The organism is Nocardia sp. AB354 (assembly GCF_049538315.1).
In the GTDB taxonomy this organism is placed as follows: Bacteria; Actinomycetota; Actinomycetes; order Mycobacteriales; family Mycobacteriaceae; genus Nocardia; species Nocardia nova.
This window is the reverse complement of record NZ_JBMVFU010000020.1, coordinates 92,919-108,795: the sequence shown is the minus strand read 5'-3', so window position 1 is coordinate 108,795 and position 15,877 is coordinate 92,919. Positions and strand designations below refer to the sequence as shown.

Here is a 15,877-nt window from a genome sequence, read left to right as displayed (position 1 = left end):
TCATGAGTACACCTTCGCAATCCTTTTCTCTCCGGCCCGCATTCGCCGCCCGCCCGATCCGCGCACTCGTTCGGGGCGTGCGCGAATTCGTCGGCGAAATCGGCCAGGTCGCGCTTTTCGTCACGAAAACCCTGTATCTGCTTCCGGTGACGATCCGTCACTATCGGAAACAGACCGTGAAGACGATGAACAATATGGCGTGGGGCAGCGGTTCGCTGATCGTGGACGGCGGCGTCGTGAGCCTGATGTTCTTTCTGGGCGTCGCTGTCGGCGCCGTCGTCGCGATCGAGGCGTTCATGGCGTTGAATCTGCTCGGATTCGGTGCGCTGACCGGAATCATCGGCTCGTTCGGCAATATTCGTGTGATCGCGCCGATCATCACCGGTATCGGATTCGCCGCCCAGGCGGGATGCCGCATGACCGCCGAGATCGGAGCCATGCGCATCTCGGAGGAAATCGATGCCACCGAATCGATGGGCCTGCGTGCGATTCCGTTCGTCGTCGGCACGCGGCTGGTCGGCGGGATGCTCGTCGTGCTGCCTGGCTATCTCATGGCGCTGGTGATCGCCTTCTTCACCGGTGGGGTCATCGTCAAGGTTTTCCACCATCAGCCGCCCGGCACCTACGACCACTATTTCGCACAGTTCCTCAGCTGGCCGGATCTGACGGCGTCGGTGATCAAGGCTGTGACCTTCTGTGCCGTGGTGACGCTGATCCATTGCTACTACGGCTATTTCGCCACCGGCGGCCCCGCGGGCGTCGGTGCCGCATCGGGACGGGCGATCCGCGCCAGTCTGGTGGCGATCGTCGTGCTGAATTTCGCGATGACAGTGGCGATCTGGGGACTGTCCCCGCTACTGGTTTTCAAAGGATAGGGTGATGGCCAAGACACGCAACCAGGATTTCCTGCGCGGCACCGACCGGCACCAGAAGCACATGGTCGAGATGGCGGCCGCCGCGGTCGCGCTGGTGATCGCCGTTGTGCTCGTGATCGCCTTGTGGGTCTATCCGCGTCTGCACAAGCCGGCGGGCCTGGCGCTGAATATCGAGGTGCCGTATGTCGGGCCGGGTGTCGGCACCGGCACGAAGGTCATCCTGCACGGCGCGGAGATCGGCGAGATCACCCGTCTGGAGAAGTCCGACCCCGGCACCGTGCGGATGAGTGTGCGACTGCGCCCGGATGTTTCGGCCGGTCTCACCGACGCCTTCGATCTCGATTTCCGGCCGCAGAACTACTTCGGCATCACCGCGGTCGATCTCATCTCGCGTCCCGAAGGAAACCGTTTGGTGAACGGCAGCACGCTGAACAAGATGCCCACCGGCGACTTCACCATGTCGACGATGCTGGAGAAGGGATCGCTGGCGATCGACGGCACCCTGACCCAGTCGATGGTCACCACGCTGAACAAGGTGGTGCGCTACACCGACGGCCTGACTCCGCTGATCCAATCGGGCATCGTCTTCGCCGACCGGGTAGCGGCCACGCAGCGCGCGCTGCCGACCGAACTGATGCGCCGAGCCGACGACATCCTCGAAGTGCTGCCGGCTTTCGGAACACAAGCGATCGACGCGCTCTACAACGTCTACGACAGCCCATACAACCAGCGCCCGGACGGTTCGTTCGGCGTGGACGACGCGTTCATGGACAAGACCGACGCCGGACTCGGATTGGCAGCGAACAGTTTGTTCGGCAAGGCCGGACATCTGCTGGCCTCCCACGGCACGGAGTTGACGCCCGTCACCCAGCTCGTGCAGGCGATGACCGATACCGTGCCGCAGATCCTCGGCGGCGGGACGGTGCCCGACAAGCTGTCGGCACTGATCGACCGGTATAACGCCGCGTTCAGCGACCGTATCGGCAAGAAGACGCTCAACCTGCGCATCGTCGTCGACGATCTGCCGATGTTCGCCACGCCTCTGGCGCTCACCGGGATTCCGACGACACCGGTGGGGGAGGGACATCGATGAGTCCGCGCACGAAACTGTTCGTCACACTCGGAAAGCTCGGCGTCGCCGCAGTGCTGGCGGTGGTGCTGTTCTCGATCATCCTCAGCGCGATCAAGAACCCGGTACACGGTGATACGCGCAGCTACTCCGCCGAATTCACCGATGTCTCCGGGCTACACGTCAACGGCGACATACGGACCAAAGGTGTCCGGGTAGGAAAGGTTTCGGCGATCGATCTCACCCGCAAGAACGGGGCGAGCATCGCCGAGGTGACCTTTTCGCTGGAAGCACCGTATCGATTGCTGGACAATACGGTCCTGGCCGTGAAGTACCAGAACCTCACCGGCATTCGATACGTCGACCTCGAGGAACCGGAGCAGCCGGGCCGCCCGGTAGGACATCTGGGCACCGACCGCACCCGGCCCTCGTTCGACATCACGCAACTGTTCAACGGTCTGCAGCCGGTGCTGAGCACGATGAGCACCGACGAGATCAACACCTTCATGCAGAACGCCATCACTGTGCTGCAGGGCGACGGCTCCGGCCTCGCACCCATGCTCGACAGTGTGCAGAAGCTAGCCGATCTGGCGCACGACCGGGAACAGGTCATCTCCGCGCTGGTCGCCAATCTGTCGCGGATTTCGGATTCGATGGGCGGCAAATCACCACAGGTCATCGAGTTCATGCGATCACTGAGCTTTCCCATCGCGAAGGCTATGACGGTGCTGAGTGAATTCCCGAAAACGGCGAAGTTCGGACCGGAATTCCTTACCCCGGTCCACCAGCTGATCACCGAACTGGGTTTCTCTCGCGACGTCGATGTCGACAAGTTGCTGACCCACGCCTTCGTCTCGCTGCCGCAGGCGGCCGACGCGCTGCGACTGTTGCCCGTGGCCTTCGCCGGCCTGCAACTGCCGCAGGTCTCGGCAGCGCCGACCGCGATGAACTGTACACACGGCGTTGCCCAATTGCCCACGGAGGTCAAGGTTTTGCTGAACGGGAGCGAGGTCGTGGTATGCGCCAAGTAATGCGCCGGATCGTGGCGAGTGAAACCCTGCTGGGGACGGTCGTCGTCGTGACCGCGGTCGTCGCCCTCGGTGCGACCACACTCTTCTACACCCACCCGGTCGGACAGCGCACCGTGGCATTCGAGACCACCGACGCCGCGGCCCTGACCACAGGCCAGGAGGTGCGAGTCGCCGGCATCACCGTCGGCAAGGTCACCAAGGTGTCCTTCCGCCCGGACACGGTCCTGGTAGAGGCGCAGGTCTCCGACGACACCTTCATCGGCGACGACTCCCATGTCGAGGTCCGGATGCTGACCCCCGTAGGCGGATACGCGGTCACCATCGTTCCGCTCGGCCGCGCTCCCCTCGGGTCGCGCGTGCTTCCCGCCGATCACGTCACCGTGCCCTATTCGATCGGCGATGTGTTGCAGGCGGCGCCGCACGTGACCGACAAGGTCGACGGCACCACTGTGGACGCGAATATCGACCAGGTCGCCCAAGCGTTGCAACACAATTCGACCTCGGTCGGTTCACTGATCTCCGGGATGAACAGCATCGCCGCGGTGATGGATCGTCAGCGCAGCCAGGTCGAGCAGATCACCGGACTGGCCTCGGAATATCTGAAGTCGTTCGACGCCAACCGCGACTTCGTCTTCGATCTCATTCGCCAGATCGATGTCGTCGTATCCACCTACGACAACGCGCACGTCGGATTCAACGAGGCCTACAGCCTGCTCGGCGATGTGCTGATGCGGGTGCAGCCGGAGATGAAGTTCTATCTCGATCACAAGGATCAGGTTCGCGCCGTGGTCGATCAGGTGAAGAAGTCGATCGAAAGTCTGGACACCACAATGGGTCCCGCGATCGACAAGTTACAGGGCCTGCGCGCACAACTCGAGGCCTGGCTCACGCCGCAGGGGCTCGCGACGGTTTCCGGAGGCACGATTCTGGCCTCGAATGTCTGTATTCCTCTCCCTGGGCGGACGTGCTGAGATGAAGGTGAACAGGAAATATCTGATCGGCACCGGTGCGGTCGTATCGCTGGCACTGATCGGCGGCGTCGGCTTCACCGTCGTCGAACCCGACGGCCCGCAATCGCAATCGGGATTTTGCGCACAGATGCCGGACGCGGTCGGGCTCTACCCCGGGAATCCGATAACCCAGATGGGTTTGCAGGTAGGGCGAGTGGACCGGATCCGGCCGGCGGGCGACCACGTCGAGGTGACGTTCTCGCTCGACGGCGGCCGCCGGTTTCCTGCCGATGTGCGGGCGGTGACGCGGTCCAAGTCGATTCTCGCCGACCGCAGCGTGGAACTGGTCGGCAACTACCGGTCCGGTCCGGAACTGACTGCGGGACAATGCATTCCCGAAGATCACAGTTTCACGCCGAAGAGCATCTCCGAAATCGCCGGATCGGCCGCGGATTTCATCGACGCGCTGAGTCCGAACGACAGCAAGGAGAGTTTCGAGAAGGCCGTCGCCGGGTTCGAACAGGCACTGCGCGGCCAGGGTGAGAATGCGCGGACCATGATGCTGCACGCCTCCGCGGCGGCGGCGAGCCCGGACCGGTTGACCGCCGATATCGGCGCCATTATCCAGAACATGGCGCCACTCACCGACGACGCGCTGCAACGGTGGCCGGCGATCCGATCGATCCTGGACCAGATGCCGGAAGTGGTGAATGCCGGCATCGACTTGTGGCCCGGTGTGGTCGACGTCTGCGTGGGCGTCGGCTGGCTGGTGAACGTGCTCCACGACATTCAGACCAACTACGGCGGGGACCTCTGGCCGCTGCTGCAGGGTCCGGTCGCCGACGTCATCCACCTGGCTGCGAGTCGCTCCAAAGATATTGCGAGCCTCCTCGATTCGATTCCGCCGGTGGCGGCGATGCTGCGGCAACAGGCGGCGAACGACGGCGGGATGTCGATCGCCTACCGCGCGCCCACGGTGCAGCTCGATTCGCCTGCCGCTCCCGAGTTGTGCGCGGCGGCGAACCAGGCCGCGCCCGGAAGCTGCTCGGCCGACCAGGGCCACGTGGAGGTACCGATCGCGGGCCTGTTGGACATGGTGCTCGCGAAAGGTCAGCGATGAAGACGACCACACGATGGAAGACTGTCGCCGCCGCGGCGCTCGGCTGCAGTTTGCTGGCCACCACCGCCTGTTCGGTCGGACCGGACGACCTGCCCTCGGTCCGGGGCGGCGTCGGCGCAGGCTACCAACTCGACCTCCAGTTCGTCAGCACGATGAATTTGCCGACCGGGGCCGATGTGATGATGGACGGGCTTCGGGTCGGTGAGGTCGAAAATCTCACCGCATCAGGGAAATTCGTGAAAGTCAGCACTCACGTCAAGGACGGGACCAAGGTGCCCGCCGACGTGCGCGCGGTAATCCGGCAGAACACGCTGCTGGGGGACACCTATATCGCGCTCGACCACGGACCGGTCGTCCAAGGCCCGTATCTGCGGCCGGGCGCGACCGTGACCGTCGGCCACACGAGTTCACCGCCGCAGCTGGAGGACACCATGGCGGTGCTCGCCTATTTCGTCAACGGCGGCAGTATCCAGAAGATCGAGGATGCCATGACCGGTATCAACACCGTCATGCCGCAGCCTCACGACGTGCAGCGATTGGCTTCGGTGGTCGCTGGCGATATGCGGGATCTGGCCGGCGATACCAACGAAATCGATCGCATGCTCAACGGTTTCCGCGACACCGGCGGTGCGATCGATGCCAAAGGACAAACCTTGGCCACACTGTTCGGGCCAGAGACCGAACACTATTGGCGGCGGACCGCCGTGAGCATCGTCTCCTACATCAGCCAGATCCTTCCCTCGGTCGGGAGCGTGTACGAGGGCGGATTGTGGTTGGTACCGCTGTTCGATTCGCTGGCCGAAACCGGCGGCATCGGGCGCGACATCTGGGATCGCGCTCCGGCGGATACCGCGAAGCTGTCGGAGTTCCTGCGCACGACCCTGTTGCCGTTCGTGCAGGACCCGTCGGTGAACATCCGCTCCATCGATACCGATCACGGCGACCGGATCGTGGCTGATGTCGAAAATCTGCTGCGCATGCTGGGGGCAGTGAAATGAATCTGAAAACCGTCGCATCGGTCGCGGGAATGGCGGTCATCGCCGCGTCCTCGTTCGTGTATCTGGACCACATCGGGTTGGAAACCGGCGCGTTTCGACATATCCGGACCGCCGGCATGTCCGTGCCGGACACCAATGGGCTCGTGGTCGGTTCGCGGGTGCTGCTGCGTGGCGTCGCCATCGGGCATGTCACTGCGGTGACGCCCTCGGCGGACCACGCCGAGATCTCCTGGAACTACGACGACGGCTATCGCATTCCGGTGGACAGCCGATTCCGGGTGGACAATTTATCGGCGCTGGGCGAGGCGTATCTGGCCGTGCAACCGACCACCGAGCGGGGTCCCTACCTCGGGGACGGCGCGAAGGTTCCCACCGCGCACGTCGTGGTGCCGACCACCTTCCAGGAATTGTCGGCCCGCCTGACCCGGATGCTCGAACAAGTCGAGCCCGAACGTATTCGGGAGATATTCGAGACTGTGGACGTCGCGCTTCCGGAGGACCCCTGGGTCCTGAACGACTTGTCGCGGGCCGGTGAACTACTCGCGAAGACACTGACCCAGCGATCGGGCGATCTGACCCAATTGCTCACGGCGCTGCAGCCGCTGCTGATGAGCACCGACACCATCCCCGGTGACCTGGCCGGTGCGACACCGAAGCTGGCCGAGTTCGGATCAGGATTCACCGATGTGCTCGGCGGTGTGTACTTCGCCGCCTCCTTCGGACCGCTGACGAGTATCGAGGACGGTGCGGCGCCACTGCTCGACGCGCTGCAGTCGTTCCTGGACAAGAGTTCCGGCGATCTGCACACCCTGGGCGTCGACCTGCTGCCCGGCGTCCGTGCCGGTGCCGCGGCGATGTCGACCGTCGACCTGGGACGGTTCCTCGACAACGCGCTCGCCTCCACCGAGTCGGGTGACGCCGTCACCGTGCATATCCGACCAGCGGGGAGGTAGCCCCTGAACCTGCGCCGACCCCGCACTCAGTGACCATCAGCGTTCGAAGAAGGCCATCATGACCAATTCCCCCTCGGTACTGACCGATCCCGAGCTCACCGACACCGCGACTACGTCCGCCGAGGCGGAGCGAGCCGGCGGCCGGCACTCCGCCCCGCTGTCCTCGATCCTGCGCCGAGGACGCCGGACCGGAGAGTCGTCGATCAAGCTGAAGACCCTCGCCGTCGGGGCGCTGGTCCTCGTGCTCGCCGTCGCGGTCGCACTACTCGGTTGGCAGCTGAGCGACAAATCCGATCAGATCGCCGCCGCCCGGGCCGAACGCGCCGACACCGCCCACGCCGAACAGATCGCGCTCGACTACGCGACCGCGGCGGCGGAGATGAACTTCCAGGATCTGGCCGCGTGGCGGACCCGTCTGACCAAGGGCACCAGCCCGGAACTGTCGAACCGGCTGACCCAGGCCGCAGGCTCGATGGAGCAGATCATCACCCCGCTGCAGTGGGTGTCGACGGCGAAACCCGTTGCCGCCAAGGTGCGTTCGACCAACAACGGCATCTACGCCGTGGATTGTTTCGTCAGCGTGCTGACCAAGAACAGTCAGGCGCCGGAAGGGATCCAATCCACGGCGACCTATCAGCTCAGCCTGGACAGCCACCACAACTGGACCATCACCGATATCGGCGGTGTCGGGTCCGCACTGAGCGGTGCGAACGCTCCACGATGATGAACAACCGGGTCCGGCGCGCCGACCGGACTCCGGCGTCGCGGCGCCTTCACCTGTCGAAAACGGGTGAAGGCGCTACGTCGTAATGGTCGGCCGCGGATGGGATTTCGGCCGGTCGGGCAGTAGCGCGGGAAGCAGGAAAGTGCGCAGTTTCCCACGTATGTGGTCGAGGTCTTCGGCGTCCGCGGTCGATCCGCGACTGATGTAGTAGATCTCCAATTCCGATATCCATTCGCACAGCAAGCGGATGTCGAGATCGGCTCGCAGCGTGCCGGCGGCCCGGGCCTCGGCGAGAACGGGCTCCCACAATTCGTAGGTCAGGTCCACGGCTCGTCCGGATTCGGTGAGCAATCTCGCCGCGAGCACCATCTCCGCCGGAGAGACCAGTCGATGCACCATAGGGTCGCGGCGGCCGCGCCGGACATCCGCACAGATGCCCTCGACGATGCTGGCTTCGATGGTCGGGTGGCGGGCGATGAATGCACGCGCGGAATCCATGTTGGCGCGGGCTCGGCGGACCACCGATTCGGTCACCAGGGCGTCGCGATCGGCGAAATAGCGGTACACCGTGGCGCGGGAACTCGACGCGGCCTTCGCCACATCCTCGATGGTGGTGCCCGCGATGCCCAAGCGGGCGAAACAGGATTCCGCCGCGGCCAGGATGGCCGATCGAGTATCGGCCGGGCGCTCGATGTCCGTGCCGCGTCCAGTCACGGGAAGCACCGTACCAAGTTCTCGAAGAATCGAAAACCTTTAGATAAGACACTAGACAATGATTGTATCGTGTGCCACCCTCGGGGTATGGATCGCGACGAGAAGATCAGGCTCACGCGGAGGCTCATCGCCCACGTGGACAACAACACCACCGATTACGCGGAAGAGCTTCTGCGCATTTCGTTTTCGGTCTTCGATGATCCTGACCTCGCGGCCAAGGAGCGCGATGTGGTGCGCCGTTTTCCGCACATCGTGGCGCACGTCGACGAGCTGGCGAAGGCGGGCGATTTCCTGACCACCGATCTGATCGGCACACCGTTGCTGGTGGTCCGGCAGAACGACGGCAGCGTCAAGGCCTTCGCCAACGTCTGCCGGCACCGTGGGTCCCGCGTCGAATTCGCCGAGTCCGGATGTAAGCGCGTCTTCGCCTGCCCGTATCACAACTGGGCCTACGGCAAGGACGGATCGCTGCGCGGTATGCCGCACGCCGAGGGGTTCGACGGTATGGATCGCGGCGAGTACGGGCTGGTCGAATTTCCGTGCGAGGTGCGCCACGGGCTTGTCTGGGTCGTGCCCACCGCCGGCGCCGAACTGGATATCGCCGCGATTCTGGGTGACAAGCACGATGCCGAGGTCGCCGATACCGGCATGGGGGCGTCCTACCAGGTGCGCAAGGAGACCTGGCGGCTGGATATGAACTGGAAGATCGCGGTCGACGGAGTCCAGGACTCCTACCATCTGTGCCAGTTGCACACCAAGACGGTCTGCAACTATCTCGAGGGCAATATCACCGCCTTCGATCCCGTCGGCCGCTCCTGGCGATTGGTGGTGGCGCGCAAGTCCATCACCGAGGTGCGTGACGCCGATCCGGACGCCTTCGACGTCCGCGACTATTCGCTGGCGAATTACACGATCTATCCGGGCACCATGCTGGTCACCGAGCCCAATCACTTCGAGATCTGGACGATCGTCCCCGATGCCCAGGATCCGAATGTCAGCTACTGCACCATCCGGCTGCTGTCGCCCGCAAAGCCGCAGACGCCGCGGGAGGAGCGGATCCTGCAGAAGAACTGGGATCTGCTGATGGAGACGCTGCACGCCGAGGACTGGTTCGTCACGAAGACGATCACCGCGAACGCGGCACACGGACAGGTCGACGAGCTGATCTACGGACGAAACGAACTGCCGGGTCAGGTTTTTCACAAGATGGTCGCCGACGATGTCGCCGCGCTCGACGCCGAGCGCGCCGCTGCGCCGGTCGTGGCGCGATAGCACGGCGATGGTTGCCGACGAACTGCGCCGCGACCGCCCGGCGCCCGGTGTGCTCAGGCTGACCCTCGACCGGCCGCACACCCACAACGCGCTGTCGATAGCACTGCAGCGGCAGGTGGATACCGCGCTCACCGAGGCCGCCACCGACGACTCGATCCGGGCGGTGATCGTGAGCGGTGCGGGTGGCCGGGCATTCTGCGCGGGTTACGACCTGAAGGAACTCGACGCGATGACGCCGCAGGCGCTGGCGCAGTCCACCGCCGAGCGGGAGGACATGTTCTGGCGCTACCTGCGCTACCCGAAGCCGACCGTGGCCGCTGTCGACGGTCTGGCGTATGGGGCGGGGACGATGTACGCCGCGTGCTCCGATCTGCGGGTCGGCGGCCCGCGGACCACGATGGCGGTGAGCGCGGCCAGGTACGGCGGGGTGAACCTGAGCTGGCTGCTCGACACCCTCATCGGCGGTGCCCGCACGCGAGATCTGCTGATGACGGCACGAGCTGTCCCGGGAGACGAGGCCTACGAGATGGGTCTGCTCACGCGCTATACGCCCGACGTAGCCGGGGAAGCGGTACGGATCGCGCAACAGATTGCGGCACAACCGCCGGACGGGCTGCGCCATATCAAGCAACTGCTGCTCGATGGTCCGGGGCACGGCTTGCGCGAGCGCTATGAACGCGAGAACGCGGTCGTTCGAGCGACACTCGGACAACGGTCGATCACCGATATGTTCTCGGCATTCTTCGGCCACGAGCCGGCGCCCGCCCCGGGAGGTGCCTCGTGAATCCGAATATCTGGCAACCGACCTGGGACGATCCGTTCGCCCCGACGGTCGTCACCGACGACGAGTTCACCCGGCTCATCGACGCGTTGCGCGCGGCCCAGGAGGCGGTCACCCGTAGCCGGCCGACACCGAGAGCCGCCGCCGACGCCGCAGCGCGCCTACGTGAGATCGCCACGACCCTAGCCGGTTTCGAGGTTGACGAGGACGAACAGATCGCGGGCAAGCGCTGGGAATCGGCCGGCCACGGCCAGGCGCTGGCACCGCCGGTGCACCTGGATCGGATCACCGAGACCACCGCGATCGGCCGGGTGACGGTCGGCCGCTTCCACTCGGGACGCTACGCGATGAACGGCGGTGTCGCGCCGTTGATCTTCGACGAGATCCTGGCGCGGCTGGCCAATCATCGCCGCCCGTGGGCGCGAACGGCCCGGCTGCAGGTCGACTTCCGGGCACCGGCACCGTTGCACACCGAACTCACCGTCACCGCGCGACTGGTCGGGCAGCAGGGGCGCAAACGGTTCTTGCGTGGGACGTTGCATCACGAAGCGGTGCTCGTCGCGAAGGCCGAGGGTTTGTGGATCGAATTGAAACCCGAACAGACGCATAATCTTTCGAAGGAACTGGAAGGGGCCGGCGAATGAGTGGATTCTCGTTGCTGAACGGTGTGCGCATTCTGGAAGTCGCGCAGCTCGCGCCTGCCTCGCTCGGCGGGCATCTTGCCGACCTCGGCGCCGAAGTGATCAAGGTCGAGTCCGGACCGCTCGGTGACCCGGTACGCGTCGGCGGTAGTCGCGCCGTCGGCGATCCGGACGGGCCGGCCTTCATGCATCTGCGGTGGAATCGCGGGAAGAAGTCGGTCGCACTCGATCTGCGCTCGGCAGAGGGGAAGCAGGCGTTCCTCGATCTCGCGCGCTCGTGCGATGCGGTGATCGAGGGAATGCGCGGTGGTTACCTGGATTGGCTCGACCTCGGATTCGATCGCTTACGGGAGATGAACCCGAAGATCGTGCTGTGCACCGTCTCCGGGATGGGCACCGACGGCCCGTATCAGGGGCTCGGCACCGGCGGCCCGGTTTTCGATGCCTATGCCGGGCTGCGCGAGGTCACCACTCCGGACGAGCCGCCGGTGGACGGGATCGCGGGCTCCACCAGCCCGCCGATCGCGATGTACGCCCTCGGTGCGTACGGGGCCATGGGATTGCTGGCGGCGCTCCATCGTGCGAACGTGACCGGCACCGGCGGCCGGGTCGAGGTCTCCGGGATCGACGTGGCCGCGGCATGGATGCCGGATCTGGGCGACGCGGAATTGAACCGGGACCGATCGATCCCGCGTCCGACGTGGTTGCCCGACGGGCGACTGCCGGACTGGCCACGACTCGAGGCGTATCGGACCGAGGACGGCAAGGCCGTGCTGTTCGGCTCGCACGTGGAGAAATTCTGGTGCAACTTCCTCGTGGCGGTCGGTCGCGAGGATCTGGCCGATATCGACCTGACCGCCGCCGACGAGGAGGCGCCGCAGCGCGCGGAGCACGTGTGGCGAGAGCTGCGGCAGATCTTCGCCCAGCGCACTCGCCAGGAATGGATGGACTTGTTCCTCGCGCACGGTATCGCCGGCGGACCGGTCAACACCGTGGCCGAGATGTTCGACGATCCACATTTCCGGGCCAGGGACACTACCTATCGGGTCGACTACCCCGGGGTGGGAGAACTCGAATTCCTGGTGAGTCCGGTACGGGTGGCCGGGGAGAAATTCGCTCCCGCACTGCCGCCGCGGGCCGGGGCGGACACCGCGCGGGTGCTGCGGGACATCGCCGGATACGACGACGCGCGCATCGCTGCGGTAGCCGATCGCCATCTGTATGCGAGGACCGTCGAAAAGGTGGAATGAATCTCGCTGGAGCAAACGACACTCACACGAAACCCATTGTGTGGGTGTCGTTTTCATGCCTGCTGTAGGCGATTTCGGGGGCTTGCCGAGATATTGCGCGAAAAATCTAAAGCTGTTAGGTTTGACGACACGCAGTGAGGGCGGTCACATCCGCTGGTGCTCGCGGCCGAACGGTCGGCGAACGAGGAGGTACTCGAATGAATCTGGCGGATCTGACGCGCTATTGGGGTAAGACCCGCCCCGATCAGCAGGCGATCGTCTTCGGTGATCACGCCGAGACGTGGGCCGAACTCGATGCGGTGACCGATGCGCTCGCCCGCGGCCTGGTGGCGCGTGGCGTCGGCAAGGGTGATCGCGTCGCGGTCATGATGCTCAATCGGCCCGAGCTGGCGCACGTCATCCTGGCCACCCTGAAGATCGGCGCCATCAGCGTGCCGCTCAATTTCCGGCTCACCGCAAGGGAATTGGCGCCGATGGTGGTCGATTCCGGGCCGCGGGTGGTGGTCATCGAAGACGAGTTCGCCCCGTTGCTGGAGGTTGCCGCCGAACAGATTCCGCTCGACATCTTCGCGATCGGCGGCAGTGCGCATCGTCGGTACGACACCCTGATCGACCCCGGTGTCGCGCCGCGAGTGGATATCGCCGGCGATGACGCGGCCTTCATCTGCTACACCTCGGGTACCACCGGTGTGCAGAAGGGTGCGGTGGTGACCCACCGCAATGCGATGGCTCCGGGCATCGCGCAGACCGTCAGCCACGGTTTCAGCGCGCGCGACCGGGTGTTGTGCGCCGCGCCGCTGGTCTACACCGGATCGGTGCTGTCGATCTTCATGCAGTTGGTCGTGGTCCCCGGGGCGACGATGGTGCTGTTGCGTGAATACGATCCGCAGATCGCCCTGGACACCCTCGAGCGCGAACAGATCACCGCGACGACGGTGGTGCCGGTGATCTGGGAGCGGATGACGACCCTGCCCGACTTCGGCGCGCGCAAACTGGCGAAGTTCACCTTCGCCGGAACCGGCGGCGCGCCGGTGGGTGTGGATCTCGTGGATTTCTATTGCGCACGGGGCATTCCGCTCACGCAGGTGTACGGGCTGACCGAGGCGTCGGGCATGGTCTCGACGTTGAACTACGCCGACGCGTCCGCTCGTCCCGGCTACGCCGGACTGGCGCTGGTGGGTACGCAGATCACGATCGGCGACCCGAGTGCGGACACGCCTCCCGGGGAGGTGGGCGAGATCCTGGTTCGCGGTGAGCACGTGATGCGCGAGTACTGGCACAAGCCGGAGGCCACCGCCGCGACGCTCGTGGACGGCTGGTTGCGCACCGGCGATCTCGGCTTGCAGGACGAGAGCGGATTCCTCAAGATCGTCGACCGCAGCAAGGACATGCTGATCTCCGGTGGCCTGAATGTCTATCCCGCCGAGATCGAACGGGTGTTGCACGTTATCGACGGCGTCGCGGATCTGGCGGTGATCGGCGTCAAGGACGACCGCTGGGGCGAGGTGCCGATGGTCGTGTTCCACAGCGATCGTCCGGCCGCCGAAGTGGTGGCCGAGATCGAGCTTCTCGCGGCTGCGAATCTGGCGAAGTTCAAGCGCCCCAAACACGCTGTGGCGCTGGACGAGCCGCTGCCCCGGACGTTCTCCGGCAAGATGGCCAAACCGCTGTTGCGGCAGCGGTTTCCCGAAGCGCCCACCCACGCCATCGCCGTCCGCGCGACCCCCGCTACCGCATGAGCGCCGAGGCGACGCGCGTCGCGGTGGTCACCGGCGGCGGCCGGGGAATCGGGGCGGCGATCGCACGCCGCCTGGCCGCCGACGGAATGGCCGTGGTGGTCAACTATTCCGCGAGCGACGAACCGGCGCGGCAGGTGGTCGGGGAAATCGCCGACGCCGGCGGCAGGGCCGCTGCCATCCGCGCCGACGTGTCCGACGCCGATCGGGCGACCGACCTGATCGAACAGGCCACCGCCGAATTCGGCGCACCGACCGTGTTGATCAACAACGCCGGGATGAACCTGTTCGGTTCGGCCCGGCAGCTCTCGCCCCAGCACTGGGATCGTGTGATCGGCGTGAATCTCAGCGGCGCGTTCTACTGCACCCATGCCGCCCTGCCCGCGATGTACGAAAAAGGCTGGGGCAGAGTCGTGTTCGTCAGCAGCCCGTCCGGCGGACGACGCCCCTCGCCGGGGATGAGCGCCTACGCGGCGGCCAAGGCCGGACTGGCCGGAATGACACGCGTGATGGCGCAGGAACTCGCCCGGCGCGGCGTGACGGTCAACGCGGTCATGCCCGGTTTCGTCGAGACGGACATCATCGACTCGGGCGGAACGGATGCGGCGCGGACGCTGGCCCGACACTGGCCGCGGATACCGGCCGAATCGATCGCCGACACGGTGTCGTTTCTGGTCAGCGATGCGGGTCGGCACGTCTCCGGCGAGGAGATCGGCGTCTGGCTCGGGGGACCGGTCGGGATCTGAGCCGCACCGGGCGCGGGCGGTCGCCAGCCGCCCCCGCCGCCCGGCATCAATATCTTCAGCCGCCTTCCGATTGCGTCTCTACCTTGTGTTATTAATCTAAAGGCGTTAGCTTTATATAGGGTGGCAGCGCTTTCTGCGTGACCGTCCGCCGACGATTCGAGGAAGTCAGACACATGTCCGATGTGATCCAGACCGAGTATCCCCGGCCCGGCATCCTGCTGATCCGGATGAACCGGCCGGAGGCGCTCAACGCGATGAACGCCGAACTCATCGAGGCGCTGCACCGGGTGCTGGCCGAGGCGCGCCACGACTCGGAAGTCCGGGCTATCGTCCTCACCGGCAACGGCCGAGCCTTCTGTGCCGGCCTCGATCTGCGCGGATACGGCGCGCCGCCCGGTGCGGCCGAGGACGAGGGACGGGCGCAAGCGGGATTGCGCGTGCAGCAGCACATCGCCGGATTGGTCGAGGCGTTTCGCGGTGTGCGGGCCCCGGTGATCGCGGCGATCAACGGGGCGGCGGCGGGCGGCGGTATGGCGCTGGCACTCATGGCCGATATCCGGATCATCGCCGCCGAAGCCGCGCTGCACGCCTCGTTCATCAACCGGGGGCTGTCCAACTGCGATATCGGGGTCAGCTGGCTGCTGCCACGGATGATCGGATTCGCCAGGGCCGCACAGATCCTGCTCACCGGTCGGTCGGTCACCGCCGATGAGGCCGAGCGGATCGGCCTGGTGTCCTCGGCGGAGCCGGCCGACCGGCTCCTGGACGCCGCACTGGACACCGCGGAGGCGATCGCCGGCAACAGCCCGTTCGGGGTCTGGATGACCAAAGAGGTCATGTGGTCCAACCTCGAGACGCCGAGCCTGCGCGCCGCGATCGACCTGGAGAACCGGACGCAGATTCTGGCCGCCACGACCCGCGACCATCGCGAGGCGGTGCGGTCCTTCCTCGACAAGCGCGCCCCCGTCTATCGGAACCACTGACAGGACAACAGCTTTGACGACAGTATCGAACGAC

The 15,877-nt window shown here is 65.4% G+C and carries 16 protein-coding genes; 15 read left to right on the top strand and 1 reads right to left on the bottom strand.

What is annotated here, in order from left to right:
* The first annotated feature begins 2 nt into the window (after nucleotides 1-2).
* Genes ACPCUW_RS25705 through ACPCUW_RS25670 form a run of 8 tightly spaced genes read left to right on the top strand, consistent with a single transcriptional unit; the run spans nucleotide 3 to nucleotide 7,720 of the window.
* Entirely contained in the window at nucleotides 3-875 is an 873-nt protein-coding gene (locus ACPCUW_RS25705) for an MlaE family ABC transporter permease (protein ID WP_423427617.1), read from the top strand.
* Between the two features lie 4 nt (nucleotides 876-879).
* Nucleotides 880-1,968 (top strand): Mce family protein, encoded by a 1,089-nt coding sequence (locus ACPCUW_RS25700; RefSeq protein WP_423427615.1) that lies wholly within the window; start codon nucleotides 880-882, stop codon nucleotides 1,966-1,968.
* Complete coding sequence (locus ACPCUW_RS25695; protein WP_423427613.1) at nucleotides 1,965-2,975, top strand: MlaD family protein; 1,011 nt, start codon at nucleotides 1,965-1,967, stop codon at nucleotides 2,973-2,975. The genes ACPCUW_RS25700 and ACPCUW_RS25695 overlap by 4 nt, the downstream gene beginning before the upstream one ends.
* Nucleotides 2,963-3,946, top strand: a complete 984-nt coding sequence (locus ACPCUW_RS25690; protein ID WP_423427611.1) for an MlaD family protein — start codon at nucleotides 2,963-2,965, stop codon at nucleotides 3,944-3,946. The genes ACPCUW_RS25695 and ACPCUW_RS25690 overlap by 13 nt, the downstream gene beginning before the upstream one ends.
* Before the next feature lies 1 nt (nucleotide 3,947).
* On the top strand, nucleotides 3,948-5,045 hold the full coding sequence (locus tag ACPCUW_RS25685; RefSeq protein ID WP_423427609.1) for an MlaD family protein: 1,098 nt from the start codon (nucleotides 3,948-3,950) through the stop codon (nucleotides 5,043-5,045).
* Nucleotides 5,042-6,043: an MlaD family protein gene (locus tag ACPCUW_RS25680; RefSeq protein WP_423427607.1), complete on the top strand. Its 1,002-nt coding sequence runs from the start codon at nucleotides 5,042-5,044 to the stop codon at nucleotides 6,041-6,043. The genes ACPCUW_RS25685 and ACPCUW_RS25680 overlap by 4 nt, the downstream gene beginning before the upstream one ends.
* Nucleotides 6,040-6,996: an MlaD family protein gene (locus ACPCUW_RS25675; RefSeq protein ID WP_423427605.1), complete on the top strand. Its 957-nt coding sequence runs from the start codon at nucleotides 6,040-6,042 to the stop codon at nucleotides 6,994-6,996. The genes ACPCUW_RS25680 and ACPCUW_RS25675 overlap by 4 nt, the downstream gene beginning before the upstream one ends.
* Before the next feature lie 58 nt (nucleotides 6,997-7,054).
* Nucleotides 7,055-7,720, top strand: a complete 666-nt coding sequence (locus tag ACPCUW_RS25670) for a hypothetical protein (RefSeq protein WP_423427604.1) — start codon at nucleotides 7,055-7,057, stop codon at nucleotides 7,718-7,720.
* A gap of 75 nt (nucleotides 7,721-7,795) precedes the next feature.
* Here ACPCUW_RS25670 and ACPCUW_RS25665 read toward each other — a convergent pair whose 3' ends face one another.
* Nucleotides 7,796-8,434, bottom strand: coding sequence for a TetR/AcrR family transcriptional regulator (locus ACPCUW_RS25665; RefSeq protein ID WP_423427603.1), 639 nt, complete (start codon nucleotides 8,432-8,434; stop codon nucleotides 7,796-7,798).
* 87 nt (nucleotides 8,435-8,521) lie between these two features.
* Between ACPCUW_RS25665 and ACPCUW_RS25660 the strand changes: the two genes are divergently transcribed.
* From ACPCUW_RS25660 to ACPCUW_RS25630, 7 genes are all read left to right on the top strand, one after another.
* A complete protein-coding gene (locus tag ACPCUW_RS25660) occupies nucleotides 8,522-9,706 on the top strand; it encodes an aromatic ring-hydroxylating oxygenase subunit alpha (RefSeq protein ID WP_423427601.1) in 1,185 nt (394 codons plus the stop codon).
* Between the two features lie 7 nt (nucleotides 9,707-9,713).
* Entirely contained in the window at nucleotides 9,714-10,490 is a 777-nt protein-coding gene (locus ACPCUW_RS25655) for an enoyl-CoA hydratase/isomerase family protein (protein WP_423427599.1), read from the top strand.
* Nucleotides 10,487-11,131 carry a PaaI family thioesterase gene (locus ACPCUW_RS25650; RefSeq protein ID WP_423427598.1) on the top strand — a complete coding sequence of 215 codons (645 nt, stop codon included), beginning with the start codon at nucleotides 10,487-10,489 and terminating at the stop codon, nucleotides 11,129-11,131. The genes ACPCUW_RS25655 and ACPCUW_RS25650 overlap by 4 nt, the downstream gene beginning before the upstream one ends.
* Complete coding sequence (locus ACPCUW_RS25645; RefSeq protein ID WP_423427596.1) at nucleotides 11,128-12,378, top strand: CaiB/BaiF CoA transferase family protein; 1,251 nt, start codon at nucleotides 11,128-11,130, stop codon at nucleotides 12,376-12,378. The genes ACPCUW_RS25650 and ACPCUW_RS25645 overlap by 4 nt, the downstream gene beginning before the upstream one ends.
* Before the next feature lie 197 nt (nucleotides 12,379-12,575).
* Nucleotides 12,576-14,117 (top strand): class I adenylate-forming enzyme family protein, encoded by a 1,542-nt coding sequence (locus ACPCUW_RS25640; RefSeq protein WP_423427594.1) that lies wholly within the window; start codon nucleotides 12,576-12,578, stop codon nucleotides 14,115-14,117.
* Nucleotides 14,114-14,860 carry an SDR family oxidoreductase gene (locus tag ACPCUW_RS25635; protein ID WP_423427593.1) on the top strand — a complete coding sequence of 249 codons (747 nt, stop codon included), beginning with the start codon at nucleotides 14,114-14,116 and terminating at the stop codon, nucleotides 14,858-14,860. Before ACPCUW_RS25640 ends, ACPCUW_RS25635 begins: the two co-directional genes overlap by 4 nt.
* 173 nt (nucleotides 14,861-15,033) lie before the next feature.
* On the top strand, nucleotides 15,034-15,843 hold the full coding sequence (locus ACPCUW_RS25630; protein ID WP_423427591.1) for an enoyl-CoA hydratase/isomerase family protein: 810 nt from the start codon (nucleotides 15,034-15,036) through the stop codon (nucleotides 15,841-15,843).
* Nucleotides 15,844-15,877: the final 34 nt, after the last annotated feature.